This is a genomic window from Kitasatospora sp. NPDC085879, from assembly GCF_040686255.1.
Classification (GTDB): Bacteria; Actinomycetota; Actinomycetes; order Streptomycetales; family Streptomycetaceae; genus Kitasatospora.
In genome coordinates this window covers 1-25309 of sequence record NZ_JBFBJZ010000026.1, presented here as the reverse complement: position 1 = coordinate 25309, position 25309 = coordinate 1, and the positions used below count along the sequence as shown (strand labels likewise).

The following is a 25309-nucleotide window of genomic DNA, read 5'->3' as shown; positions in this document are numbered from 1 at the left end:
CCCGCCCCCGTTTCGCCACACCTGTCCGCCGGCCCGGCGGACAGGTGCCCCGGTTTGTGTCCCAGAACCTTCACCGTTGTTGAGGATGTCGATGCTCGGTCGTGGCAGATCACCGTCCGAAGCCGGACGGCCCGTTTCCGCATTCCTGTGGGTGTTGCCGCCCACCGCCGTGGCCGCGTGCGGCGCGGTCACTACATCGGCCGTCAGCGCGGCCTCCCGCATGCCGGTCGGTGTCGGCAGCGGGCTCGCAGCCCTCGGAATGGCCCTCGTGTCGGCGGAGGCGGCCCGCAGGGGCCGCGCCCTGGCCGCGGCACGCGACCGGTGCGCGGCGCAGGAGACCTCTTTCGCCCAGCGGCTGGCACTGCACCGCAGCGCGGCCCTGAGCCTGGCCAGGGTCCTGCTGCCGCAAGCAGTGGCAAGACTGCAGCAGGGGTACCCCGCCGAGGAAGTGCTGCGGGGCAGCTCCTACCCGCCCGGGCTGGACCCGGAGTTCAAGGCCGCCCAGGAGGCGACCTTGCGCCTGCTCGTGGAGGCGGTGCAGGCCGAGGAGGAACTGCGGGACTCCGCCCAGCAGGCGTTCGTCAACGTCTCGCGCCGGGTTCAGGCGATTGTCCATCAGCAGGCCCGCGACGTGCGGGAGATGGAGGATCGGCACGGCGAGGACAATGAGGTGTTCGGCGACCTGCTTCGTCTGGACCACGGGACCGCGCTGATCGGCCGCCTGGCTGACAGCATCGCCGTCCTGGGCGGCGCGCGCCCGGGGCGGCAGTGGCCGCAGGACCTGCCTCTGTTCAGCGTCCTGCGTGGGGCCATGTCGCGAATCCTCGACTACCGCAGGGTGGAACTCCATTCGGTGGTGGACCTGGCCGTGTCGGGGTCCGCCGTCGAGCCGCTGATCCACGCGCTCGCCGAGCTGCTGGACAACGCCACCCGCTACTCGCCTCCGCAGACGCGCGTCCACATGACGGCAGTGGAGGTCCAGTCGGGCGTGGCGATCGAGATCGAGGACGGCGGCGTCGGCCTGAGCGACGAGGCCCGGGCCCGGGCCGACCAGGTGTTCTCCCAGTCGTCGCTCGGACTCGACCTGGCGGACCTGGGCGAGAACCCTCGCCTGGGCCTGTCCGTGGTCGCCAGACTCGCCCAGGCCAACGGCTTCCAGGTGGCTCTTCGGCCCTCCGCGTACGGCGGAGTGAGGGCGATCCTCGTAGTCCCCCAGAGGTTGATCACATCCATGCCGGCAGCCACGGCGGCACCCGGCCCCGAGGCTGTGACCGCCTCCCCGCCCACCACGCCCGCACGGGCGGCGGACACGCCTGGGCAACCGGCCGTCTTGGAGCACAACAGCCGTGGTCTTCCCCAGCGTCGCCGCCGCACCACCGCGGCCCCGGCCCTGCACAACCCTGCCCCGGCAACACCGGCCCCGCCTCCGGTCCAACCGGGCCTGTGGCTGAGCGACTTCCTCCAGGGCGGTGTCGGCGAGAGCCCGGCATCCCCTACCGGCAACAACGACGAACCGTCAGGCAAGGGTAGGCACCGGTGAACCAGACACGCTCCAACATGAACTGGATGCTCAAGGAGCTCGCCGACAGCGTCCCGCTGACGCGTCACGTCGTCCTGCTGTCCGTGGACGGTCTGCGGATGGCTCAGTACGGCGCGGACACCGACACCGCCGACCGGCTCGCCGCCGCCTGCGCCGGCCTGCAGAGCCTGTCCGCGGCGGTCGCCCACGAGTTCCCCCACGGCAGCGGCCGCATGCGGATGGTCGTCATCGAGGTCGACGGCGGATTCTTCTACCTCATGGCCGCGGGCGCCAACGCCTACCTCGCGGTCCTCGCGGACGAGGGTGTAGACGCCGGCCTCATGGGCCTTCGCATGCGCGATCTGGTGGCCCGGATCGGCGCCCACATGAGCAGTCCGCCCCGCATGGAAAGGCACCCGGCCAGGTGAGTACCCCTGATGCCGCCTGGCAGCCCGCCGGCCCGGAGCGGCTGTACGTCATCACCGGCGGCCGCACCGGCCAGGTGGCCGACCTCGACCTGGTCACCCTGATCGTGTCGCGCTCGCAGCCACAGCCCGGCATGGCACCCGAACACGCCGGGATCCTGCAGATGTGCCACTACCCGCTGTCGGTGGCCGAGATATCCGCATACCTGCAACTGCCTCTCAGTGTGGTCCAGGTCCTGCTGGCCGACCTGCTGGCCGAACACCGGGTGGAGTCACGGGCCCCGGTCCCGGCCGCCTCGCTCCCCGACACCGAACTCCTCCTGGCGGTGATGCATGGACTATCCAAGCTCTGACCTGCGGCCGGGCGCCACCGCAGTGCACGCCCTGCCGGCCTCCGTCGCCAGCGCGGTCAAGGTCGTCGTCGTCGGAAGCTTCGGCGTGGGCAAGACGACCATGGTCGGCTCGGTCAGCGAGATCCAGCCGCTCACCACCGAGGAGCGGATCACCGAGGCGAGCATCGGCGTCGACGACACCGCCGGGCTCGAAGGCAAGACCTCGACCACTGTGGCCATGGACTTCGGCCGGATCAGCGTCAGCGACGAGCTGGTGCTCTACCTCTTCGGCACTCCCGGCCAGGAGCGTTTCTGGTTCCTGTGGAACGGATTGTTCGAGGGAGCCCTCGGCGCGGTGGTCCTGGTCGATCCGCGTCGCCTGGAGCTCAGCTTCGACGTGCTCCATCAACTCGAGGAGCGCCGACTCCCGTTCGTGGTCGCCGTCAACCAGTTCGACGGCGCCCCCGTCCACCTGGTGGAGGACCTGCGCGAGGCCCTGGACCTGCCCGCATCCGTACCCATCGTCGCTTGCGACGCCCGCCACCGCGCATCGAGCCGAGACGTCCTGTTGTCCCTGATCCGCTACCTCTACTCCCTCACCACGTCCTCGGAGCGACCGTGACCACGTCTCCCCGCCATGCCGGCCGGCCTGAACCCGACCCTGGCTCCCATCCCGCCCCGCCACCGGGCTGCCCGGCACATGCCGCCGCCGGCCCCGGCGGTGTGGCCCGCCTGTACGGTCCTGCACACGCGAGCGACCCGATGGGCCTGTATGAACGGCTACGCAAACAGCACGGCGCGGTGGCGCCCGTCCTGCTGCAGGACGACGTGCCCGCCTGGCTCGTCCTGGGCTACCGCGAGAACATGGTTGTCGCCCGCACTCCCAGCCGCTTCTCCCGCGACTCCCGCCACTGGCGGCACTGGCCGGACAACCTGATCGCCCCCGACTCCCCGCTCGCCCCGGTTCTGACCTGGCGCCCGGACTGTGTCTCCCAGGACGGCGAGGAGCACCGCCGGCTGCGTTCGGCGGTGACCGACGGCCTGGCCCGCTTCGACCGCCGCGGCATCCGCCGCCACATCCAGCGCTACGCCAACCAGCTGATCGACCGCTTCGCCATGACCGGCAACACCGACCTGCTCGCCCAGTACGCCCAGCAGCTGCCGATGCTGGTCCTCATCCACCTGTTCGGCCTGCCCGAGGAGGAGGGCCCCCGACTGGTCGAAGCCAGCACCGAACTCGTCAGGGGCACCAAAGCCGCCGTCGTCCACAGCGCGTACATCATGGACACCCTGCGCCGTCTGGTAGAACGCAAACGGGCCGATCCGGGGTACGACTTCGCGTCCTGGCTGCTCGAACACCCCTCCCGGCTCACCGACGACGAGGTGCTGCACCACCTGTGGCTGGTCTTGGTCACCGCCAACGAAACCACCACCAACCTGGTCGCCAACACCCTGCGCGTCGTACTGACAGACCCCCGCTTCCGTGCCTCCCTCACCGGAGGACTGATGACCGTCCCGGACGCCGTGGAGCAGGTCCTGTGGGACGAACCCCCCGTCACCGTCTGCATCGGCGGCTACGCCACCGCCGACACCCACCTAGGGGGACGTTCCATCAGGGCCGGCGATCTGCTGCTGCTCGGCCTCGCCGCCGGCAACACCGACCCGTCCATCCGCCCCGATCACAGCACCCCGGTCCACGGCAACCGCTCCCACCTCGCCTTCAGCCGGGGAGCACACGAGTGCCCCGGCCAAGACATCGGCCGGACCGTCACCGGCATCGCTGTCGACACCCTGCTGGTTCGCCTGCCCGACGTACAACTGGCCGTCGCCGAAAGCGAACTGTCCTGGACCTCGTCCACGTGGTCGCGCCACCTGAACGCGCTCCCCGTCACCTTCACTCCCCGCTGGGCGACGGGCACGGGCGAGGCGGGCGACAGCCCGTTCGGAACCTGGGCGGCCCAGACCGCCACGGGCACCGACCCGACTCACGACGACGTCCTCACTGTCCCGGACAACCCTGCGCCCCCGCGTTCCTCCCGCTGGGACACGCTGTGGCGACGCCTGCGCGGACGGGACTGACACTCCCCCACCGGGCCGGTGGGCTGCCGACACTCTCTCGGCAGCCCACCGGGCCGGCACCGGCCCCGGCCGGACGCGTGCCCGAGGCACCCATCGGCGCTCAGCACCCACCGGCCGCAGGACCTCGGACCTCGGGCGCCGCACCACAACCGCGGGCCCTCCCCACCCCGCGACGCCCCACATCCAACGCCCAGTCGTGATGGCTGCGGACCCAGGCCTGAATGGCGCCCATCCCCATCTCCACCACAGCCCGCTGATCGGTCGTCAGCCACAACTCGTCGTACAGCCGTGGCACGCCCGCCTCGAGCTGCCGGTACACCTGCAGCTGCTGCCGGGTCATCCACAGCGCCTCGTCGATCGCGGCCTTCCGGGAGTAGCCCCGCTCGTGCCGCAGGACGGCCACCAGGTTGTGCCCGTCGCCCTGCTGCTCCGCGCACTCCAGCATGTGGATGTCGTTCATCCAGGCGGCCGCGTCCGCAGCGGCCGCGCGCAGCCTGCGCATCAATGGATGGGACGACACCTGGGGCGGCAGCTCGGTCCCATGGGCCCGCTCGGCTGCATCCACCTGATGGATGCCCACCGTGGCCCGCCGCAGAGCCAGGTACCGGTCCAGAGCGAGAACCTCGCCACCTGCCCACAGTTGGGCCTGTGCCGCGTGTGCAGCCAGGCACCGCGCCCAGGAAGAGCAGAAACGGTCGCGCCACGGCTCGGACATCCCCTCCGAGGCCCAGCTCCAGACCTGCGCCCAGGCCGCCGTGATCGGACACCGCCCCATGGGCACCGTCTCGTCGGGCTCGAACGGGAGGACGATCAGCTCGCGGGCCACACACGCGATCCGCTCCGCACGATTTGCCGGGGCGTCGTCGAACTGTTCGCCGAGCAGGAAGGTCAACGAGAACCAGTTCATCAGCATGACCAGGTCCTCGACGCACGCGTGCGGGTACGTCCGCGCAGCGGCCTGGGGCACGTCCCACACGAGGTAGTCCTGCAGTGCCTCCTCACTGCACACCAGCTCCATCGCCCGGATCCACTCGATGTGCCCACTGCGGGCCTCTTCCAGATACGGATTCACCTGCTCGTCGAACGAGATTGAGAACAACACGCCGCGGGGCATTCTTCACCTTTCGCCGGCCTTATCGGAGAGTTGAAAGGCCCTCGGCTCACCCAGGCGCCAAGAGCACTTATCGCTCCAAGGGACACCACTTCCCTTCAGCCTGGACCGGCACACCAAAAAATCCGTGAAACATTTCCGATTGAGCCGCCGGCACCAATCGCTCTTCCACACCAGCTGGCCACGTCCAGGTGTCCGAGCTGCAGCGCTGTACCGTTCGGCGGATCGGATTCCCGGGTCGCCACCGGGGTGGGGACCCAGAGACAGATTGGGCCTGCCTGACGGTCCGCCGATCTCGGTAGTGTCTGCGCCACTTGAGCGCGGTTCTGTTCATTCAGACCAGAGGGGTGTCCGTGGCAGCCGTTTCAGCGGCAAAAGGTAACCGAACCGGGGCAGATATTCTAGGGTGGGCGCAGGAATTAGTTGGGCCTGCGCTGTGGAGTTCGGCGGCACGTTTGCCGAATTCGATCCGCCGAGTCGTCGACCACCATTTCGGATGGTCCGGCGGGGGCGCCGGCGGGGGCAAGGCGCTTCGGCCCGCCCTCGTCTTCCTGTTCGCCGAGGCGGTGGGGGGGTGCGCCAAGGACGCGGTGCCGGCAGCGGTGGCGGTGGAGCTGGTGCACAACTTCTCGCTGCTCCACGACGACGTCATGGACGGCGATGCGGTGCGCCGGCACCGGCCCACGGCATGGACGGTGTTCGGGGTACCGCAGGCCATTCTGGCGGGTGACGCGTTGCTGACGTTGGGCCTGCAGGTCCTCGTGGAGCAGGACAGCCGGGCGGTGCCCCATCTGTCGGCGGCCCTGTGGTCGCTGGTGGAGGGGCAGAGCGCCGATGTCGCGTTCGAGAGCCGTCGCCGCGTGGGTGTGGAGGAGTGCACAACCATGGCCGCGGGCAAGACGGGTGCCCTGATCGGTGCGGCGTGCGTCCTGGGTGCCCTGGCGGGCGGCGCCGACCCCGAACGGGCGGAATCCGCGCGGCAGTACGGGAACCACCTCGGCCTGGCGTTCCAACTGGTCGACGACACGCTGGGGATCTGGGGCGACCCGTCCGTCACGGGAAAGCCGGTGTTCGCGGACCTCGCTGCGCGCAAGAAGTCCCTGCCCGTGGTGGCGGCCCTCACGAGCGGGACGGCGCAGGGCGAGGAACTGGCGGCGCTCTACGGGCAGCCCGGCGCGCTGGACGAGGCGGCTCTGCGCAGGGCGGCGGAGCTCGTCGAGGAGGCCGGCGGCCGACGCTGGTGCGAGGCGAGGGCGGCGGGACACGTCCGGGCGGCCCTCGGTTGCCTGGAGGCTCTCGGGGCGGCAAGCGGCCCACGGGGCGACCTGGACGCGCTTGCGGCGATGGTTGTGGGACGGGACCGCTGAGTGGCACCTGCGCGCAGGAAGAGAAGGGATTCATGGGCATGCTCGCCGGCATCACCGGTCTGGAGGTCTTCGCGGACGAGTGGCCGCATCCCGCGAGGCGTGGAGAGCACTACCGGGCACTCCAGGAGGAACTGACGGGCTGGCTGCTGTCCTTCGGCGCTTTCGCCCCGGATCGGGCGGACCTGTTCGTCAAATCGGACTACCCACTCCTGGCGACCCTCGCGTGGCCGGACGCCGACCGGAGCAAGGCCCGCGACATCTGCGCTCTCGCCGCCACCCTGGCCAGCTGGGACGACGAAGCCGACGACGAACGCGAAGAGGACCGGGCGGGGGCGGTCGCGGCCGAACTGCGCTCGCTCAGAGGCGGCTTCTCGGGCACGCAGACCAAGTGGGAGCCGCTGTACCGCAGCATTCTGGAGGGCTTCGCCGCCCGCATGCCTGCGCGGCAGTTCATCCGGTTCACCGGGTGCCTCGAACGCTACATCGAGGGGTGTCTGCACTGGGCCGGCCTGCAGCTGACCGCGCCCACCACTGCGGACGTCGAAGAGTACGCCCGCAACCGCCACCTCACCGTGGGACAGCCCATCGACATGGTGCTCGTGGAGTACGCCTTGGGCATCGACCTCGACGACGACATCCTGCAGGACGCCACCGTCCGCCGACTGCAGACAGCCCACGTCGACTACGTATGGCTGATGCAGGACCTCCTCTCCTACCGCAAGGAGGTCGCCACCGGCGCCACGAGCAACATCATCACGGTCCTCGCCGCGTCCGGCGGCGGCGACGTCCAGGCCGCGGTCGACCAGACCCACCACGTCCTGCGAACGAAGATCTCCGACTTCGAGGCCGCCTGCGCGGAGCTGGGACACTCCCCGCTCGGCGACCGCCGGGAACTGCAGCGCTACATCCAGGGCCTGAAGGACTTCACCTCCGGGTTCGTGCAGTGGACGATCCGATCACCGCGCTACGACCCCGACGAGTACGCCTGCCTGTAAGCGGTGCCACCCTCCCGTTCCGCCCCCACGCCCACCACACACCCGAGGCGACCATGGCCAGCACCCCGCAGACACCCCTCACCGCCCCGGGACGGATCCCCCTGATCGGGCACACGCTTGCACTCCTGCGCTCGCCCGTGGCCATGCTGCAGTCCCTTCGCGGCCAGGGCGACGTGGTCGTCCTCCGCCTCGGGCTGCGCCCGGTGTATGTGGTCAACTCCACCGCGCTGATCCACCGCATCCTGGTCACCGAAGCCGACCAATACGCCAAGGGGCGGGTGTTCGACAAGACACGCCCCTTCGTCGGCAACGGCATCGCCACCTCCGAGGGCGCTTTCCACCTGCGGCAGCGCCGCCTCATGCTGCCGGCCTTCCACCGCGAACGCCTCCGCGCCTACACGGAGGTGATGCGCGAGCAGACGCTCGCCGTCACCGCCGCATGGCGGCCGGGGCAGCAGATCGATGCGGACCGGGCCATCTACGAGCTAACGTCCAAGGTCACCACCAGAGCCCTGTTCCACTGCGACGCCGGCGACCGTGCGATGGCCGCCGTCCAGCAGTGGCTGCCCGTTTTCCTGCAGGGAGTCATCCAACGGGCGATGTCCCCGCTCGACGGGCTGGAGAAGCTGCCCACGCCCGCGAACCGGCGCTTCGAACGCGCCCGGGCGGGCCTGAGGGAAATCGTTGATGACATCGTGGCGGTCTACCGCGCGGATGCCCAGGACCGGGGCGACCTGCTGTCGATGCTGGCGAACGCGCGCGACGAGGACACCGGCGAGCCGATGAGCCACGAGCAGCTGCACGACGAACTCATGACGATCCTGATCGCCGGGACGGAGACCACCGGCACCGCCCTGGCCTGGCTGTTCCACGCGGTGGGCCGCCACCCGGATGTCGAGGAACGCATCCATCACGAAATCGACACCGTCCTCGGCGGTCGGCCGGTCACCTTCGACGACGTCCCGGCGCTCGCCTACACCCGCCAGGTCATCTTCGAGGCCCTGCGCCTGCACACCCCGACCTGGGTCACTATGCGGCGCACCACCACCGCCGTCGAGCACGCAGGAGTACGCATCCCGGCCGGCGCCGAACTCCTCTTCAGCCCGGCCACCATGCACCGTGACCCTACGATCTATCCCGACGCGGGCCGCTTCGACCCGGACCGCTGGGAACACGAGCCCGAGCGCGGCACCTACCTTCCTTTCGGCGCCGGGCGGCACAAGTGCATCGGCGACCACTTCGGCCTCACCGAGATGGCCGTCGCAGTGGCCACCATCGGCGCGCGCTGGCGGCTCGTCCCCGACCCCGGGTACACCGTCCGCGAGCTTCCCCTGTCGACGCTGCGCCCCGACAGGCTCCCGATGACGCTGGAGTCGCGGCGCCCGTGACCGGGCGGGGATCCACCCCACGGCCGCGGCCCGCACACACCACCCCCGACGGACGACCGGACGCCAACTGGGGCTCGTGCGAGGCCGCGGGTCCGCTCAGGCGTCCACGCGAGCCGACTGGCATGGCACCGCCGGGGCGGTGTTCGGGGATCCGACGAGGTTGTCGGGCCTCAGGATCTCCTGGAGCCGCTCGGCACTCAGCAGGCCCCTGGCGACAGCAAGGTCGAACACGCTGGCACCGGTGGCCAGCGCCTGCTGGGCGATGCAGTCGCCTGCTCGTAGCCGATGTGCGGATTGAGGGCAGTCGCCAGGCCGATCGAGCGGGCCACCTGGTGGGAAAGGTGCTCGCGGTTGGCGGTGATCCCGGCGACACAGCGTTCGGCGAGGGTCAGGCAACCCGCCCGCAGGTGGGTCAGACTCTTGAGCAGGCTGTGCACGATGACCGGTTCGAACGCGTTGAGTTGGAGCTGACCGGCTTCGGCGGCGAAGGTGACGGTGACGTCGTTGCCGATGACCTCGAAGGCGATCTGGTTGACGACCTCGGGAATCACCGGGTTGACCTTGCCGGGCATGATGCTGGAACCGGCTTGCACGGGTGGCAGGTTGATCTCGCCGAAGCCTGCGCGGGGACCGCAGGACAGCAGGCGCAGGTCATTGCAGGTCTTGGAGAGCTTGACTGCGATCCGCTTGAGGACCCCGGAGAACTGGACGAACGCACCCGCGTCCTGAGTTGCTTCCACGAGGTCATCGGCCGTCGTCACCGGGACGCCAGCGATATCGGCCAGATAGCGGCAGGCCAGTGCCGCATAGTGCGGGTGGGCGTTGAGACCGGTGCCGATCGCCGTACCGCCGAGGTTGATCTCGCATATCAGCTCGCACGCCTCGGTCAGGCGACTGCGGTCCTCCTCGATCATGAGAGCGAACGCGGTGAACTCCTGGCCGAGCGTCATGGGCACGGCGTCCTGGAGCTGGGTGCGTCCCACCTTGAGAACATCGGCGAACTCCTCGGCCTTGGCCGCGAAGGCCTCGCGTAGCACCCCCATGGCATCCAGCAGACGGCCGGCCGCCATATGCAGGGCGACGTTGGCCGCGGTCGGATAGATGTCGTTGGTGCTCTGACCCGCGTTCACGTCCTCCAGCGGGTGCAGGTGCAGGTAGTCGCCCTTGGCACGGCCGAGGATCTCCAGCGCCCGGTTGGCGATGACCTCGTTGGCGTTCATGTTGGTGGATGTTCCGGCGCCGCCTTGGAGGACGTCGACGACGAACTCACCGTGCAGCCGGCCCGCGCGGATCTCCGTGCACGCCGCGGCGATCGCCTGCGCCTTGCCCGCGTCCAGCAGCCCCAAGTCGCGGTTGGCCAGGGCCGCAGCCTGCTTGACGCAGGCGAGCGCGGCGACCAGGTCGGGCTGGATGGCAACGGTGGTACCGGTGATGGGGAAGTTCTCCACCGCGCGCAGCGTGTGGATGCCGTAGTAGGCATCGGCCGGGATCTCCCGCTCGCCCAGCAGGTCGTGCTCGATGCGGTGGGCCAGCACGGTGTTGTCGGCCGAGGGAGGACTGTCGGGGGTCGGGGACATGACTGGGCTCTCTCCGTCTGTGTCGGGCCGGGGCAGGAGTTCGCCCGGCAGGGTCGGTCAGGGCCGGGCTTCGGGTGCGGCGGGCGCCGCGGTGAGGATCCGGCGCAGCAGCGCGACGCGTTCGGCCGGGCCTGGGCTGGCCAAGGCCGCGGCGAGGACGGCAGTGCGTGCCTGTCCCGCGCGCAGGGTCCCAGCGGGTACGGCGCCGGCCGCGATCAGATCGACGGCCCCGCCGCGGGTGTAGAGGGGGGTCACGGGACCGGCGGCAACGCGCGTGGTCAAGGCGACGAGGATGCCCGAGTCCACCGCGTCGGCGACCGCCCGGGTCATCGCGCCGGTGGCGTTGCCCGCTCCGGTCGCGACAAGCACGATCCCTTGGGCGCCGGCGGCAGCGGCTGCTCTCAGGAGGACGGGGTCGCCGTCGCAGTGGTGCATGACCACATCGACGCGCGGCGGAGCGGCGGCGGTCGGGAGCGCGAGCGGCAGTGATCGGACAGGGTGTCGTTCCACCAACACGCGGTCCTGTCGGATCACGCCGATCCGCTGGCCAGAGGGATCGGCGAACGCGTCCTGGTCTAGAGTCTGGGTCTTGACGGTACCGCGGGCTGCGTGGAGCAGGCCGTCGAAGGCGACCAGCACCCCCAGGTCGTGAAGTGTCGCCGCGGCGAGCAGGGCATCGCGCAGGTTGCGGCGTGCGTCCGTGTCCCGGTCGTCCAAGGGGCGCTGCGCACCGGTGAATACGACCGGACGCCGATCGTGGTGGTGGATGTCGAGCAAAAACGCCGATTCCTCCAGGGTGTCGGTGCCGTGGGTGACCACCACGCCGTCCACGGTCGGGTCCGCCAGCACCTCGTGCACCGTGCGCAGCAGGGCGAGTTGGTGGGCGGTGGTCAGGTGGGCACTGTTGATCGTGAAGAGGTCGACGACCTCTGCGGTGGTGCCCGGGGTGGTGAGGGCGGCAAGGACCTCGTGGCCGTCGGCCTGGGCGGCATATCCGGAGCCCTGCCGCCGGCTTGCGATTGTTCCACCGGTGCTCACCACGACGACACGTCCCATCGGGTGTGTGCCTCCTTCTGCTCGGGTCCGTTCGGGTCCGGGTGCCAGGTCGCGCGGGGAGCGGGGCCGCCGCAGCCGCGGCGGGCGCCGCGGGGTCTGGGGGATGGTCTCCGCCCAGGACCGGCGGCAGACTGGGCATGAGCGCACAATACGGCCAAACATGCGCAAACGGATTGCGAATTTTTGCGTCTTGATCGCCAGATCCGGGTGGATAATTGCGCCATGGACGAGATTGATCTCAGGATTTTGCGCGAGCTACAGGAGGACGGGCGGCTGACCAACCAGGAGCTGGCCCAACGGGTGGGTCTGACGGCCTCGCCGTGCATGCGGCGGGTGCGGCAGCTGGAGCAGGACGGAGTGATCCGCGGCTACCGGGCCGTCCTGGATCCCGAGGCGGTCGGACGCGGCTTCGAGGTTCTCGTCTCGGTCGAGGTGAAACGCGACCGCCTGGCCGTCGAGGCGTTTGAGGCCGCGCTCCAGGACATCCCCGACGTGGTGGAGGCCTATCGGTTGTTCGGCAGCCCGGGCTGCCTGCTGCGGATCGCGGTCACCGACATCGGCGCCTACGAGCGGCTGTGGATCGATCGGCTCACCTCCCTCTCCGGCATCACCGAGGTCAATTCCCAGATCATCATGAAACGGATCAAGGAACCGCGCGGCCTGCCCGTCGGACGCTGACACCTACAACCCGACGGCGCCGACGGCGGGTTCCCGTTCGGAGCCGGGCAGTTGGGCCTACCACCCCACCCCCGGGCCCAACGGGCTTGGGCCTCCCTCCGGCACGCAGGAAGGAAATAGTGTTCGCCCCAGGGAAGAGTGGTGATCTTCTCCCGACACTGGGGCGACGGGTACGGAACCGCGATTCCCCGTCTGCGGCCGGGCCCTGCACACTGCCCGGCCGCAGACCTTCGCCCCGTGTCTTCAGGTCGGCAGCCATGCCGCCGACGGCGCTCCACGCGGGCGCCGCACCGGCGGCGCGGCATACTTTCCCCCGGAATGCCGCGCCGCCGATGCATCCGCCGCGCCCCAAGAGCCGGGGCCGCGCCGCCGCCTGCTCGGGCTGCCGCCCGCCCTGATTCCCGGCAGCCGAACGACCCCCAAGTACGGTCGGAAAAGCACAGGCTGGCGCCTTGCCGCCAGCAGGTTCAGGGCAGCACCCGGCCGCGGCGTTTCCGGTGCCCCACGGCCCGTCGGCCCGGTCCGTCCGGCGCAGCGGAGTACCGCCCCGGAAGGGCGGGGAGACGACGGCGGCGGCAGCGCCGTTGTCCATCAGCACGGCAAGGGCCGCTCCCCGCTCCGGGCGACAGCCGAACCCTCTCGTCCCGCGGGCTCGGGGCCCTTTCGCATGACCGGCACCCTTGTCCCCCGCAGCGCGCCGGCCAGTTGCGGAATGGGCCGAGGTCAAGCAGGTCATCGGCTGCGAGAGTTGGAGGCCGCCGCCCGGAGTGCCCCGGCTGATGCGCTCGCCTTACCGCGCGAGCGCCCGGCTGGCGGCTCAGCGGTTGGCCCGACCGCTTCAGCCGGGGCACCGCACCACGGCGTCTTCACGCCCTGCGCCCGGTCGGCGCTCCGCCGCACGTTGGCAACAGACAGGGGCAGCCCCTGCGGGCGTCGGCGCTGGGGGCAGGCCCCCGGCTGTCCGCCAGTAGGCGACCGGAACCATAAACGATTCCCACCGAACCATGACAAAGTAGATGGACGTGATAAAAGCTCTACCGAGGACCATCACCTATGCAGCACGGAGCCCACCCCACAGCTCCTGCCCCCCGCGCCGACATCGAGCGCGCTCGCAATTGCACCGAATGCCGCGGCTGGGGGACCGTGATCACCGCCGACGGCCGCCACGAACTGTGCCCCGCCTGCCAATGTCCCGCCCAAACCATCCACGACACCTCACCTGGCGACCGGCGCGAGGGTCCGCAGACGAGGAACCCCCGGGCCTAGCCATCGCGACAAGGGCGTCTCCTGCCCCAGGAGAGAGCCGGCCCGATCGCAGTCACCGGTCCGGTCCGGTCCGGCACGGCTTGGCTTGGCAGGGGTACACCCGCCCGGGCGCGGGTCAGCACGGCGACCGCCGCAACGAAGTCCACGGCCCCCTTGGGCCGCCGGGGGCGGACGGCGCCGTTCGTAGTAGTGGTCAGGAGCTGCGGGACCCGGACCTCGACTGCTGCTTTCACCCGACGCACTTCGCCCTCTCAACTGCCGACTGGCCAGCTCCGGCTCCCTGCGCCGACCGTCGAGGTTCGCATGGTTATGCGGGCCAAGCCAGGCTATTCGAGAGTCCCCGCCCCCCCACTCCCCGGCAGGCATACCGAAGAAGCGCAGGCCGCCGAGGAAAACGGGGGAAATGCTGTCGGCAACGGCTGAAATCGGGCCGGTCTGATCGGGTCAATCGTGGGCCATCGTGCGGTCTTGTTCAGTCGTTGCTGGTGGTCGGGGTGCGGCCGAGTTCGCGGCCGCGCATGCGGTAGGACTCGCCTTTGAGGGAGTGGACCTCGGTGTGGTGGACGAGTCGGTCGATCATGGCGGCGGCGACGGTCTCGTCACCGAAGGTCTCTCCCCAGCGCCCGAAGGGCTTGTTCGAGGTGACGATCACGCTGGCCCTCTCGTAGCGGTTCGAGATCAGCTGGAAGAACAGGTTCGCGGCCTCCGGTTCGAACGGGATGTAGCCGACCTCGTCGATCACGATCAGCGGGTAACGGCCGAGCCTGACCAGTTCGTCCTGGAGCCGGCCGGCCTGGTGGGCGGCGGCGGGACGGTCGACCCACTGGGAGGCGGTGGCGAACGCGACGCGGTGCCCGGCCTGGCAGGCCCGGACCGCGAGTCCGGTGGCGAGGTGGGTCTTGCCGGTGCCCGGCGGTCCGAGGAAGACCACGTTCTCCTTGGCCGCTATGAAGTCCAATGTTCCCAGATGGGCGAGTTGTTGGCGCGTCATGCCCCGCAGATGGGCGAGGTCGAGCTCCTCGATGGTCTTGACCGCCGGGAAGCGGGCCGCGCGGATGCGGCCCTCGCCGCCGTGGCTGTCCCGGGCCGAGACCTCGCGCTGCAGGCAGGCGACCAGGTACTCGGTGTGGGTCCAGGACTCCGCTTGGGCGCGCTCGGCCAGGCGCTCGGCGGCGTCGAGCAGCGCGGGGGCCTTCATCGCGCGGGCGAGGAAGGCCAGGTCGGCGGCGGTCTGCCGGCCCGTTCGGGCCGCCTGGCCGTTCTGCTTGGCCGTGTCGGTCGTGGTGGTGCGACTGGTGGCGGTCGCGGTGCGGGTCATCAGGTGTCCTCCTTTCCGGCGCCGCCCTCGATGAGGGTGAACATGCGGTCGTAGGAGTGGAGTTCGCGTTGCTCGACCTCGATGCCGAGGCTGTCCGGGGCCAGGAGTGCGGCCCGGGCGGCGTGCGCGCGGGCGGCCTGCTGGTGGATGACCTCGCCGCGCAGGGCGTTCGCCGCGGCGGCGTGCTCGGGATCGGTCAGGGTCTGATGCCTGGCCCAGCAGCGGGTGTGCCGGGCGACGATGTCGTTGCCGCAGGTGACAGTGATCTCCTCGTTGTCTGCGCGGACCATGACGCGGTGGCCGATCGCGCGGGGGTGGACGGAGTAGTCGCAGGTGTCGACGCGGATGTAGTGGTCGCGGCCGAGGCGGGTGTGGAAACGCCACCAGTTGGGCGGGGTGACGGGCGGGACGGTGAGCATCGCGGCCCGGTCGGCCTCCCAGCGGTCCGCCGGGCGGGCGTCGATCGAGCGGTGCTGCCTGCGGTTGGCGACCTGCAGCCAGGCGGTCAGCTGGGCGTTGAAGTCGTCCGGGCCAGTGAAGGTCCGGCCGGGCAGGAAACTGGTCTCCAGGTAGCCGTTCGCGCGCTCGACCAGGCCCTTCGCCTCGGGGTCGCGGGGCCGGCAGAGATGCACCCTGACCGCGAGCAGGCCGGCGAACGCGGCGAACTCGCTGGTCGGTCTGCCTTTGCCGACCCCCGGCTCGTTATCCCAGACCAGCATCTTGGGAACGGCGCCCCAGCCGTCGGCCAATAGCCGCCAGTGGCCGTCGATCAGGTCGCCGCTCTGCCTCGAGGGCAGCATCCGGGCGGTGATCACCCGCGAATACCCGGAGACGATGACCAGAACCGGCGGCCGCCCGCACTGCCCATAGCCCACCGGGATGTCCACCGGCGGGAACCACAGGTCGCACTGGGCGAGCTCGCCCGGCTGATAGACCGTCCGCGAGACCGGATCAACGGGCAGGTAGGCCGGCCGCAGCTCGCGGACCCGTTCACGCAGGATCGTCAGGCCGCGCTCCCAGCCGATCCGCTCCGCGATCACCGTGACCGGCATCGTCGGAGTCTGCTTCAACAGCTCCCGGACTGCCGGCTCCACCGCGTCCACCGCCGAGCCCTTCAGCGGCCGCTGGTACTTCGGCGGTCGGTCCGAGGCCAGCGCCCGCGACACCGTGCCCCGAGAGATCCCCAGCTGCCGGGCCACAGCCCGGGCCGACAACCCCTCCGACCGGTGCAACCGGCGAATCTCGGCCCAGTCCTCCACACGGATCACCCTCTCTTCCTCCTGACCTCCGAGCATTGAAGTCACGATGATCAAGAGATCGCAGAGCGACCCTCTTTTGATCCGCCGTCCGTGGTCCTCGTTTCACCCGTCGCCGACAAATGCCCACGTTCACGCTGCCAGGCCGGTCCCGAACCCTGGCAGGCGCGCGCCATTCGGGCGCTGTTCGCGCACCTTCGGGCACTTCAGGCGAGCACGGGTGCAGCCGCGAAGACTCGCCTCATGCGCCCTCGGACAGCACACCGATGCGGAGGGCTGCCTGCCGGATGCGCCAGGGGCACCTGCGTGTGGGACCACGGGCCCAACTCCACGAGAACCTGCGCGGAAAACCTGGACTTCGGACTCACGGAGTAGATACAAAATCCCCATACGACTGTCTGCATACAGACGGCATCGGGCCTTCTGGCCCGGCCGTCGCACCCCGAGGATCCGGGCGCCGGAACACCCGAGCAGCGGCCACGACCCTCCGGCCGCACGGCCCACACAGGTCTGCCGCACGCGCAACCTGCCGATCCTCACGGTCCCCCGACCCCTCTCAGAGGTGAACCCATGCCGCTGACCCTCGAAGCACTCCGCGCCAAAGAGTTCACCACGGTGCGCCTCCGGCACGGATACCGCCCTCAGGAGGTCGACGAGTTCCTCGACGAAGTCGAGGAAGAGTTCTGCGAACTGCTCCGGGCGAACGAGGCGCTGCGTAACAGGCTGGCTGCGGCCGCGCTCGGCGGCCGCGAAGCCGACCAGCACACCCACCTGGGGGGAGCACCGGGGCCGCCCCCGGCCGACGGCCGCCAGAACCCGTCGGAGAAGAGCGCCACCAATGCCCAACGGCTCCTCGAGCTGGCCCAGCAGGTGGCCGACAAGGAAGTCACCGCGGCCCGCCGCGAGGCGGAAGCCACCATCGCCGCAGCACAACGCCGCGCCACCGATCTGGAAGCCGCAGCACGGTCAGCCGCACACGCCCTGGAACAGCAGACCCGAGAGGAATGCCGATCAGTGCTGAACGCATTGGAAGCCGACCGGAGCGCCCTCGAAGCCGAGATCGACAGGCTCCGCACGGTGGAACGGGAGTACCGGTCCAAGGTGAAGTCGTTCCTGAGGCAGCAGATGCAACACCTGGAGCCGGAGGGAGCTGGCACCGATCTTGTCACAGCCGCACAGACGAGCGACATCGCACCGTCCCGCGACCCGCAACTCGTCGGCAGGCAAGACACGGGGAGCCACGAAGAGACCGCATCCACCCAGCACGACGCCCCAAAGGCGGACCCCGCGTCAGGTGTGCTACTCCGTCTCGACAACCAGCGCACACGGCGGACATGAAACCGCCCGCTCCCAGCCAGACACGCCCGCGCGCAGCGCGGCGACCGCACCGCGCGGAACGTACCGTCACAGTCCGCACGGCCACCAAAGCACCGCGTTCTCCCAGGACGCACTGGGAGCAGCCGGGCTGCCAACTGCACAGCACGCGAGGTCACAGCACGGGCCCGGGAGGCCAAACGGGCAAGCCGGCGGATACCGAGGCGCAGCGAATGTCAGCGGACACCGTTGTCCGGAACACGCACGGCCAGGCCCCCGGGAGGGGTGCCTCCGGTAATGAACGGGCGGGCCGTGCAGAGCGGCCCCGGGTGTACCGATGGGTGTGGCCACAGACCGCGCAGCGACACTCGCAGGGAAGAGCCGGTTTCCGCTGTACGCGTCCCGATACGGGCAGCTCGCCGATCTTCGGGGTAGGCGCCCACGCGCAGGTCGGCCCCATGGCTGCACTCTTGCGAGCGGGTCCAAGAGGACCGGCCGCCGGGGACCAACCTGCTCCCGATCGGGGCGGCGGCTGCCGCTGGGGGACGTCTCTAGAGCCGGTCCGATGTACGGCGGGCCGAAACAGGCCATTGCCCGCCCGGGACACCCGTCCCCGGATCTCACCGGCCGCGAGCCGGCCCTGGGCACGTTCCCCGGCCGACCGACCCCGCCTGCCCGCGGACGCCACGTCCTGCCCAGGCCTGCAAGCTCTACCAAACGCTCGCTGTACTCCCCCTGCCTTGCGCAAACCCGTACGGCACCACCCCCAGCCACACCTGCTGCGTGCCCGACCAGCAGATTCCGACGATCATTGGGCCTTGGGAACGGCCCGCACCAGGAGTGCGGCTTCCGGCACATGAGCCGGCGTCGGCCCGGCGACGGTCACTCTGCAGATCCCCACTTCAACACTTCCGCCTCGTGGAACAAGGCGCGCCGAACAACGGCAGCGGGTGGCCCGTCGGGGTGCACCGGGGCAGGCGGACTCCACTCCCCCGACTGCTCTCGACATCGGGCGTCCCCAACAGCGCCGACCGACGGCAGCTTGGTCGGTCTCCTCCAGATGACGTGGCGGATCCAGACCATCAGCGGCGCCACTCGCGACCCGTGTCCGCCTGCCCTTGGCCGGCCGTCGACTGTCCGTGACGCTCAACAGCGGGTATCGCGGGGGCGCCCACGGGCGAGTAACTGGGCGCGGTACCGACGGGGGAATCCGATCCCGGGGTTGTCCGAATGCCGGGTATGGCAGTGGGAATCCGGTCGACGAGCCTGGCCGGGCTGGGGGTCGGCGTCGGGGCCTCTTGCATGTCTACGATCTGGTCCAGGCGGATCACGAGGTTCCGCCGGTTGGGGTCGTGCCCCTCGAAGTCCCAGTCCGTGCTCCACAGTTCCTGGCTGCGACCACCAGCACATGTGGAGACGGGACCAGGGGTGACCCGGATGTTGGGCCGCCATCCCGCGCCCCAGTGGTTGTGTTCCAACGACAGGCTCCACGTGTGCTCGTCGATGACGCGGGAGACCCCCTCGTTGCCAGGAATGATCACAGTTCTCGTGGCGGTCCTGACCACCAGGCGCTGGTCGAATCTGGCGGACTTGGTGACGACCCTAATCCGCCAAGGGCCACGGAAGGTGATCACGGTATTCTCCTGGGGCAACTCGTCGGACAGTGGACGGGAACAGCAGGTCCGGCTGCTGGCTGGCTTACTCGGATGAACGGATTCAGCCGGCCCATGGTTCACCGGTTGTCGCGGGTTCGTGAAGAACTGGCTCTGGATCACTTCCGCGCCAGGGCCCACGGAGCGTCATCAGCGCCGTGATCACGAACGGTCGTGACTGACGATTTCCTCCAAGACCTCTGACTCCACCACGTCGACGATGCCGAGCTCGGCACTGTCACCGCCAGTGGCAACCGCCTGACCGTCCGGGCGCCAGCCTCCTCGTCGTCACCCGAAGGCGCCGCACCCGGCACACGACTGGCAGCGCCAGCGACCAGCTCCCGGGAGCCCGGGGAGCCCGGGGAGCCCGGGGAGCGAAAGTACGCCACATCGATGAGCCTTGCGGGGCAGATCCTTCCCGCAGTGCTCATCGGCTTTCCGATTCGCCCCCATCTCGGTGCTGCAGACACGAGCGTTGCGCGCCACGCCGCCGTTGTGATCGTGCGAGGTGTTCCGGGCACAGGCGCGGGTCCGCCTGGGCGCCCACCGCGTCGGCCGGCCCCTCAAGGCGAACGCACCGGCCCCACGGAGGAGCGACCTGCTGCCAACGTGCGGCGCAGTCTGCCGGGCGGCACACCAGGCACGGAAACAGAAGAGCCGGCGGCGGACCTCGAGCACGGCCTGCCTCCGACCGTCGCAGGGAACCGCGAGGCCCGCCAGGAGAAGTTGGGGTCTTGTCCCGGGCGGGCCCAGCGGAAAGGGGCCACCCTGTTCCGAGGCAACTCTGTGCAAGCAGACCCGCGATGCGGGCACCGTCGGTGTGGTGGGCCAGCGCCTCGGCACTCTCGCGGGTCCGCCGCGGCGTCTGGAGCCCGGCCTTGTTCGGGGCGCCATCACGGGAAGGGCGGTGCGACCGATCGACCAGCTGCCGCAACCAGTGCAGCTTCCCGACACAGTTCAGCTCGATCAGCAGCCGTACCTCGAACCCGACAACCAGGAGCCTTGTCCGTCACCAGGGCGCAGCCAGCGACCAGTTCGGGGCCTGTGTGCTGCCCGGTCACGTCTTCTGCCATCGGATGATCCCGTGGTGGTCGCGCACTTGCCGCATCCCACGAATCGCGAACCGTGGATCGTCGTCGGGTGGTGGCAGGCGCCTTCTCCGCCGCCTGAGCGTCACCGGCAACTGGACCATGCCCGCTGCGGCGACGGCCTCTGCAGTGGAGGCGGCCCCGAGTCGCTGCCGTATGACGTGCATCATGTGATTCACCGTGGCTTCCGACTTTCCCACCTCCTCCGCGGCTCTCGCCTGTGTCATTCCGGAGGCGATCATTCGCAGCAGTGTGAGTTGACGGTCGGTGAGCAACCCCAGCATGGAAATTCTCGTTGTGTTCAACGTTGTGCTCTCTTCTGTGCCTACGTGCCGGCGGCGGGATCCGTGCGGATCTAGCGCCACATGCCGCCCAGCTCGCCGTCTTCGGCGTCATCGAGGTGGCAGCGGCGCTGGTCCAACAGGTAGACATCGACGGCTGCCATGATCCGGTCGGTGGTCTCTGCGAGGACCGGCGCATGCCCTACCAGTCGCTCGACTTCTTGCCTCAGCGCTTCTCTGGTCATCAGGAACTCCTGCATGGTCACTGCGAGTCGCCCTGTCCTGTCGGGCAGGTGGCGCCCGGCGCGGTCGTCGACTGCTCCCGGCTGTGGCGTCCACCGTGCTGCTCAGGGCATCCGGGGCAGCCCGTACAGGAGCTGGCGTCGGCGAGGTTGCACGTCTTGTGGGCGATCTGAATGTTCTCCAGGGTGTCGGGGCCGCCGTGTCCCCAGGGGCGGATGTGGTCGATGTTGACGTCCTGCGAGTGGAGGTAGTCGTCGGGCAGCCGCTGTCCGCATATCCCGCAGGTCCCGGGCTACCGCCGATGGAGTAGTTCGCGCGCCTCGGTCCGGGCCATTCCATAGGCGATGACGTACCTCTCCACACCCGTCACTGCCCCCGCAGATCGCGCGTTCTGCCGCAGCAGACACACCAGTCCTGGGTCTGGACGCCCACTCGCGACGGTTTGAGGCGGCCGTACCACAGATGCCCGGACTGGCACCGGGACCGCTCGCCACCGGGATCGTCCGCCCCGTCCACCGCGGTCTGCGGCTCCACCTCGGTGGCCTGGCAATGGCAAGGGGGCGGGGGATCCGCTGTGCGGGATTTCACGGTCAAGGTGCCACCGCCTCAGACGAGCTGATGAATCGCGACGGCCCCCGGAAAGGGCCCGTCATCCACCACGTTGCGGTCGATCCGGAGCAGGAACATCCGCCATGTGGCGCGTGTCTGCCTTCAGACCACCCTGGACGGGCTGTCCAACGGTGACCACGGCGACAGGACGGCATGGCGAAGGCTGCCCTGGCCCCGCTTCTCCGTTGGCAACCGCACGGCCCGGCGGCGAGCTCCACATGCTGCCGGCTGCATAGTGCTGGGATCGGTCCGGACACGGCCGGACGATCTCACACGGGACCGCTCGGAACCGCGTGGCTCACCGTGCGGGCAGGCGGTACGTGACGCCCATCGCTCAGCCCCCACCTGTGAGGCCCACCGACCCCAAAAGCCGCACTGGGCCTCCCCGTGTGCCATCGCAGCCACTACCTTCCCCGCCGGGGAGAGGAGACGGTGCCGCTCCCCCATCAGGTGGCGCAGCTGCGGCTCGAAGCGGCTGCGCCACTGCCATGCGATGGTGCGTCACCTTGTGCGGTAGGTGACGCACCATCGCATGCTCATGCTGCCCGAGGGCAGCCCGGGGTCCATCGGTGTCGAAGTTGCGCGGGCCGGTGTCGGCCGGTCGCCGGACCGCCCCGAGCCGGCGCAGGGTTCCTGCGTGGGATCGGTCCGGCTCACAGACGATCGATGGCGGCGGCAAACCAGCCTGCGACTCCGGTCCCGATACCGAGCGCGGCGACGGTGCACAGAATCAGGAACGGGACTGCCTCTCCCGCTCTGCGCCGGTGCCGTACGTGTGCGAGCGCGGCTTCCAGTGCATCCATCTGACTGCTGTGGGGCGATCCGGAGCAACGCCGGGTGGATTGGCATCCGATCCGCGAGGCGCGGCACTCCCAGGTCCACTGGCCGGGGGCCTCACGGAACACTCGCACCCGCCGTTCCGTTCGAACCATGCCGACCCGCCGCGTCCTCAGCTGCCGTTCCCGGACTGCCCGGCGGAAGACCCCGTCCGTTGGCGGGGCACTCTCACGGGCATCTCGTACAGCGCCCGGGTGCTCTCCGGGCTCTTGATCTCGTCGATCAGATGGTCGATCTCGGGGTCACCACAGTGGCTCAGACTCTCCACCGCGGCACAACGAGACTCCTCGATCTCCTTCTCCATGACCACCCACTCCTCGCATCCGTACAACTGACAAAACTCAGCCCCCGCTGCCGCGACCGGAGCTCCTCTCTACCTGCGCAGCCCGACCCCCGCCAGAGCCTGCAGGCCCAACACCGAATCCACCGCGCCCTCCCCGATCCGATGGCGGCGCAGAACGGTCCGTCTCTGACTCGAACAGCCCAGCACTCCGGCAGCACACGAACCAGTTGCCGGTCGTCGGCCGGAGCCTGGACAGCTGAGGACCCACCTGCGCCAGCCCGGCTTCTCGGGCCGACCGCCGCCCTTGCTCGAAGCTGCCCCCGCACAGGCCGACACGGACGGTAGACAGGAGCCCCCGTAGCGCGACCGCATGCCTTCCACGCGGGCGAAGCGTCCAAGACCGTCAGCCCCGCGCCTGCCCGACAACCGGGAGGCAGGAGCCACGCGGCTCACGCCGCACACTCCGTGCATCGCCCCGCTGCGGGAAATTGCACCCACACCGTCTTGCCACCGTCCGCATTGCGCCACGTGACAGTGTCTCCGCCCAGCTCGGCGAGCAGCACCTCGATGATCGCCAGGCCGCGGCCGCCGGTCGCGTCCATCGGCGCCGCGCCGGCCGAAGGCCGCCCGGGATCGTTGTCCCCCACGCCCACGCCGAGCCCGCCGCTCTCCCCGGCCTCCACCGTCACGGCTATGCGCGGCGTGACCCGCCCCGCGTGTACCACCGCGTTCGTGACCAGTTCTGTCACGATCAGCGCCACCGCGTACTCCAGGTCCGGCTCCAGGCCGACACCCCATGCCTCGAGAATCCCGGCGACGGCGTGCCGGGCCAGCGGCACGGCCTCCGCTCCCGGCGCCACTGCGAACGTCCACCGGCGTGAAGACCGGTTCACCCGGTCAGTGCCGCGTCCCCCGGAACCTGCCGATCCGTACGACCGCAGTGCCAGGACCTCGGCATCGCCCGAACCGGGACTCCGAGTAGAAACAGGTGCGAGAAACATGAGCAGTCCTGTTGCAGTCAGCAGTGGAGGCGGCCCGGCAGGGCACGTAGGCCCGAAAAGCCGCCGACGAGGGACGCAAGAGCGCACAGGCACTCACCAGGGACGGTCCGGCTCGACGCGGTCCACAGCGACGCTTCTCGACCGACCACCCAACAACCCAAGCAATTACTTGGTTATTCCGGTCTACCCCTCTCACCCCGCCGTGTCAAGCCCCGGGCGCCAGACACGCCGCACCATCGCCTGCGACAACGGGCTGGCCCTGCAGCGTCCCGTTCGGTTTACCGGCGGACGCCTTCACTGGTCGCAACCCATAACGTCGCAGGCGGTGGGGGGACCTCGGACACCGAGAGGTGATTCATGCCTCGAACATCAGTCCTTCGCGTCCCCATACGCACATCTGACGCACCACCAGGCGAGCGGGACGCCGCCGCCCCTCCCAGCCGAAGGCTTTTGGCCGCGATGGCCACGGCCATCGCGGTGATCATGGGGATGTTATCGGCAGGTCCCGCCTTCGCCGTGGGCGAGGCCATCGCCCTCAGTCCCACGCAGGGTCCCGCAGGCACGTCCGTGACTGTCAACGGGACCGGCTGGGTGGACACGGCAAGCCTCGGGCACGCTGTCACGATCAGCATCGGAGCGACACAGGTGGCCAGCGCCACCCCCGCTCCGAACGGCACCTTCACCGCCGGCCTGACGATCCCGGCATCAACCCCTGCCGGCGCAGTCACCATCAGCGCGATCAGCGGGGCCATCCAGACCAGCGCCACGTTCACGGTCACGACACCGAGCCAACAACCGTCGGCGCCATTCCAGGCCCCATCCGCATCCTCCGCACCCTCCGCACCCTCCGCACCCTCCGCACCCTCCGCACCCTCCGCACCCTCCGCACCGGGCGGCACGACCGCTCCAGGGGCGCAGACAGTGCCGGCAACCACATGCAAGAAGATCACGATCCTGTACGCCGGCGGATTCGGCGACAACACCAAGGGACGGTCTTCACCGACCCCCTCACCGCGGAATTGGCATCAGCCGGGCTCGTCGTCGATCACATCGTCCAGGTGGACTACCTGGCACTGCATCCGGTTGATCTCGCCATCTTCCAGGGCAAGTCCTTCCCGGACGAGAACGGCACCACCGCAGCCGAAAAGGCGGTCGTGGCCAGCCTGAACGAGGAAGCCGCGAAACTCGCCACGGACGGCTGCCTTGCTCTCGTCGGCTACTCGACGGGTCGTTGCCGTCGAGAAGGCCCTCAGCACCGGACCCGACGTCGTCGGCTCCACGGTGGGAAGCAGCATCGTGCTGGTGGAGCTGTTCGCCGATCCGAAGGTCTTGCAGCGAATCATCCCGGGTGTCCTGGACCACGAGGTGGGAACCCAGTACAGGACGCGGACCATCACCAAGTGCAACAGCGGCGACTGGCTCTGCAGCCCGGCAGGGCTGGGAGGCCTGACGCTTGAGCAGGCCGCCACGCAAGCGGCGCACTGCCTGATCCGCGACGCGCTGCCGTGTGCCGTCCAACAGCACTTGACTCAGGCCTAGCCTCCGTGTTTCGCTTCGCGTCGGCTGATCTGGGGTGATCTCCAGGTTGAAGGTCGTGGGGTTGCCGTCGGACGGTGGGCATGCCGAGGGCCCGG

Annotated in this window: 21 protein-coding genes and 1 pseudogene; 11 read left to right on the top strand and 11 right to left on the bottom strand. The window is 69.7% G+C overall.

The genetic code is table 11. The features are described 5' to 3' along the window. The first annotated feature begins 85 nt into the window (after positions 1-85). The 5 genes from AB0P35_RS20720 (at position 86) to AB0P35_RS20700 (ending at position 4355) form a co-directional block, all read left to right on the top strand. A complete protein-coding gene (locus tag AB0P35_RS20720) occupies positions 86-1540 on the top strand; it encodes an ATP-binding protein (RefSeq protein WP_363512491.1) in 1455 nt (484 codons plus the stop codon). After that, complete coding sequence (locus tag AB0P35_RS20715; protein ID WP_363512489.1) at positions 1537-1947, top strand: roadblock/LC7 domain-containing protein; 411 nt, start codon at positions 1537-1539, stop codon at positions 1945-1947. The genes AB0P35_RS20720 and AB0P35_RS20715 overlap by 4 nt, the downstream gene beginning before the upstream one ends. Continuing rightward, positions 1944-2297 carry a DUF742 domain-containing protein gene (locus AB0P35_RS20710; protein WP_363512487.1) on the top strand — a complete coding sequence of 118 codons (354 nt, stop codon included), beginning with the start codon at positions 1944-1946 and terminating at the stop codon, positions 2295-2297. The genes AB0P35_RS20715 and AB0P35_RS20710 overlap by 4 nt, the downstream gene beginning before the upstream one ends. Further along, on the top strand, positions 2278-2898 hold the full coding sequence (locus AB0P35_RS20705) for an ATP/GTP-binding protein (RefSeq protein ID WP_363512485.1): 621 nt from the start codon (positions 2278-2280) through the stop codon (positions 2896-2898). Before AB0P35_RS20710 ends, AB0P35_RS20705 begins: the two co-directional genes overlap by 20 nt. 140 nt (positions 2899-3038) lie before the next feature. Continuing rightward, entirely contained in the window at positions 3039-4355 is a 1317-nt protein-coding gene (locus tag AB0P35_RS20700) for a cytochrome P450 (protein ID WP_363512483.1), read from the top strand. A gap of 100 nt (positions 4356-4455) precedes the next feature. Here the strand turns inward: AB0P35_RS20700 and AB0P35_RS20695 are convergent, their stop codons facing one another. Beyond that, positions 4456-5469, bottom strand: coding sequence for a terpene cyclase (locus AB0P35_RS20695; protein WP_363512481.1), 1014 nt, complete (start codon positions 5467-5469; stop codon positions 4456-4458). A 350-nt stretch (positions 5470-5819) separates the two neighbouring features. On the opposite strand from AB0P35_RS20695, the gene AB0P35_RS20690 reads away from it, so the two are divergent. Genes AB0P35_RS20690 through AB0P35_RS20680 form a run of 3 tightly spaced genes read left to right on the top strand, consistent with a single transcriptional unit; the run spans position 5820 to position 9216 of the window. Beyond that, on the top strand, positions 5820-6833 hold the full coding sequence (locus tag AB0P35_RS20690) for a polyprenyl synthetase family protein (RefSeq protein ID WP_363512479.1): 1014 nt from the start codon (positions 5820-5822) through the stop codon (positions 6831-6833). A gap of 32 nt (positions 6834-6865) precedes the next feature. Further along, positions 6866-7828 (top strand): hypothetical protein, encoded by a 963-nt coding sequence (locus AB0P35_RS20685; RefSeq protein ID WP_363512477.1) that lies wholly within the window; start codon positions 6866-6868, stop codon positions 7826-7828. 53 nt (positions 7829-7881) lie between these two features. Continuing rightward, on the top strand, positions 7882-9216 hold the full coding sequence (locus AB0P35_RS20680; RefSeq protein ID WP_363512475.1) for a cytochrome P450: 1335 nt from the start codon (positions 7882-7884) through the stop codon (positions 9214-9216). A gap of 96 nt (positions 9217-9312) precedes the next feature. Here the strand turns inward: AB0P35_RS20680 and AB0P35_RS20675 are convergent. Both AB0P35_RS20675 and AB0P35_RS20670 read right to left on the bottom strand, forming a co-directional pair. Next, positions 9313-10793 (bottom strand): annotated as a pseudogene (locus AB0P35_RS20675) (aspartate ammonia-lyase). A 57-nt stretch (positions 10794-10850) separates the two neighbouring features. Further along, a complete protein-coding gene (locus AB0P35_RS20670) occupies positions 10851-11849 on the bottom strand; it encodes an asparaginase (protein WP_363512473.1) in 999 nt (332 codons plus the stop codon). A gap of 222 nt (positions 11850-12071) precedes the next feature. Here AB0P35_RS20670 and AB0P35_RS20665 point away from each other — a divergent pair, with 222 nt between their 5' ends. Further along, entirely contained in the window at positions 12072-12527 is a 456-nt protein-coding gene (locus AB0P35_RS20665; RefSeq protein WP_363512599.1) for an Lrp/AsnC family transcriptional regulator, read from the top strand. Between the two features lie 1738 nt (positions 12528-14265). Here AB0P35_RS20665 and istB read toward each other — a convergent pair. Both istB and istA read right to left on the bottom strand, forming a co-directional pair. Then, complete coding sequence (gene istB, locus AB0P35_RS20660) at positions 14266-15111, bottom strand: IS21-like element helper ATPase IstB (protein ID WP_363512471.1); 846 nt, start codon at positions 15109-15111, stop codon at positions 14266-14268. Then, entirely contained in the window at positions 15111-16379 is a 1269-nt protein-coding gene (istA, locus tag AB0P35_RS20655) for an IS21 family transposase (protein ID WP_363512469.1), read from the bottom strand. Before istA ends, istB begins: the two co-directional genes overlap by 1 nt. A gap of 558 nt (positions 16380-16937) precedes the next feature. On the opposite strand from istA, the gene AB0P35_RS20650 reads away from it, so the two are divergent. Further along, positions 16938-17705 (top strand): DivIVA domain-containing protein, encoded by a 768-nt coding sequence (locus AB0P35_RS20650; protein ID WP_363512467.1) that lies wholly within the window; start codon positions 16938-16940, stop codon positions 17703-17705. 2685 nt (positions 17706-20390) lie between these two features. On the opposite strand, the gene AB0P35_RS20645 is transcribed toward AB0P35_RS20650, so the two are convergent. The 6 genes from AB0P35_RS20645 to AB0P35_RS20620 form a co-directional block, all read right to left on the bottom strand. Further along, on the bottom strand, positions 20391-20705 hold the full coding sequence (locus AB0P35_RS20645; protein ID WP_363512465.1) for a LuxR C-terminal-related transcriptional regulator: 315 nt from the start codon (positions 20703-20705) through the stop codon (positions 20391-20393). Positions 20706-20776: 71 nt separating this feature from the next. Next, the gene (locus AB0P35_RS20640) at positions 20777-20968 is read right to left on the bottom strand and encodes a hypothetical protein (RefSeq protein WP_363512463.1); all 192 of its coding nucleotides are present in this window, start codon (positions 20966-20968) and stop codon (positions 20777-20779) included. Next, complete coding sequence (locus tag AB0P35_RS20635) at positions 20965-21222, bottom strand: HNH endonuclease signature motif containing protein (protein ID WP_363512597.1); 258 nt, start codon at positions 21220-21222, stop codon at positions 20965-20967. The genes AB0P35_RS20640 and AB0P35_RS20635 overlap by 4 nt, the downstream gene beginning before the upstream one ends. Before the next feature lie 1281 nt (positions 21223-22503). After that, positions 22504-22695: a hypothetical protein gene (locus tag AB0P35_RS20630; RefSeq protein ID WP_363512461.1), complete on the bottom strand. Its 192-nt coding sequence runs from the start codon at positions 22693-22695 to the stop codon at positions 22504-22506. A 428-nt stretch (positions 22696-23123) separates the two neighbouring features. Then, positions 23124-23513, bottom strand: coding sequence for an ATP-binding protein (locus AB0P35_RS20625; protein WP_363512459.1), 390 nt, complete (start codon positions 23511-23513; stop codon positions 23124-23126). Between the two features lie 1187 nt (positions 23514-24700). Next, on the bottom strand, positions 24701-24970 hold the full coding sequence (locus tag AB0P35_RS20620; RefSeq protein WP_363512457.1) for a hypothetical protein: 270 nt from the start codon (positions 24968-24970) through the stop codon (positions 24701-24703). A gap of 7 nt (positions 24971-24977) precedes the next feature. On the opposite strand from AB0P35_RS20620, the gene AB0P35_RS20615 reads away from it, so the two are divergent. Then, on the top strand, positions 24978-25214 hold the full coding sequence (locus AB0P35_RS20615; protein ID WP_363512455.1) for a hypothetical protein: 237 nt from the start codon (positions 24978-24980) through the stop codon (positions 25212-25214). Positions 25215-25309 lie beyond the last annotated feature (95 nt).

Coding starts and splice junctions, on each gene's coding strand:
- AB0P35_RS20720 (WP_363512491.1), top strand. CDS start 86: ATGTCGATGCTCGGTCGTGGCAGATCACCGTCCGAAGCCGGACGGCCC.
- AB0P35_RS20705 (WP_363512485.1), top strand. CDS start 2,278: ATGGACTATCCAAGCTCTGACCTGCGGCCGGGCGCCACCGCAGTGCAC.
- AB0P35_RS20700 (WP_363512483.1), top strand. CDS start 3,039: ATGGGCCTGTATGAACGGCTACGCAAACAGCACGGCGCGGTGGCGCCC.
- AB0P35_RS20695 (WP_363512481.1), bottom strand. CDS start 5,469: ATGCCCCGCGGCGTGTTGTTCTCAATCTCGTTCGACGAGCAGGTGAAT.
- AB0P35_RS20685 (WP_363512477.1), top strand. CDS start 6,866: ATGGGCATGCTCGCCGGCATCACCGGTCTGGAGGTCTTCGCGGACGAG.
- AB0P35_RS20680 (WP_363512475.1), top strand. CDS start 7,882: ATGGCCAGCACCCCGCAGACACCCCTCACCGCCCCGGGACGGATCCCC.
- AB0P35_RS20670 (WP_363512473.1), bottom strand. CDS start 11,849: ATGGGACGTGTCGTCGTGGTGAGCACCGGTGGAACAATCGCAAGCCGG.
- AB0P35_RS20665 (WP_363512599.1), top strand. CDS start 12,072: ATGGACGAGATTGATCTCAGGATTTTGCGCGAGCTACAGGAGGACGGG.
- istB (WP_363512471.1), bottom strand. CDS start 15,111: ATGACCCGCACCGCGACCGCCACCAGTCGCACCACCACGACCGACACG.
- AB0P35_RS20650 (WP_363512467.1), top strand. CDS start 16,938: ATGCCGCTGACCCTCGAAGCACTCCGCGCCAAAGAGTTCACCACGGTG.
- AB0P35_RS20645 (WP_363512465.1), bottom strand. CDS start 20,705: ATGCTGGGGTTGCTCACCGACCGTCAACTCACACTGCTGCGAATGATC.
- AB0P35_RS20630 (WP_363512461.1), bottom strand. CDS start 22,695: ATGGAGAAGGAGATCGAGGAGTCTCGTTGTGCCGCGGTGGAGAGTCTG.
- AB0P35_RS20620 (WP_363512457.1), bottom strand. CDS start 24,970: ATGCTGCTTCCCACCGTGGAGCCGACGACGTCGGGTCCGGTGCTGAGG.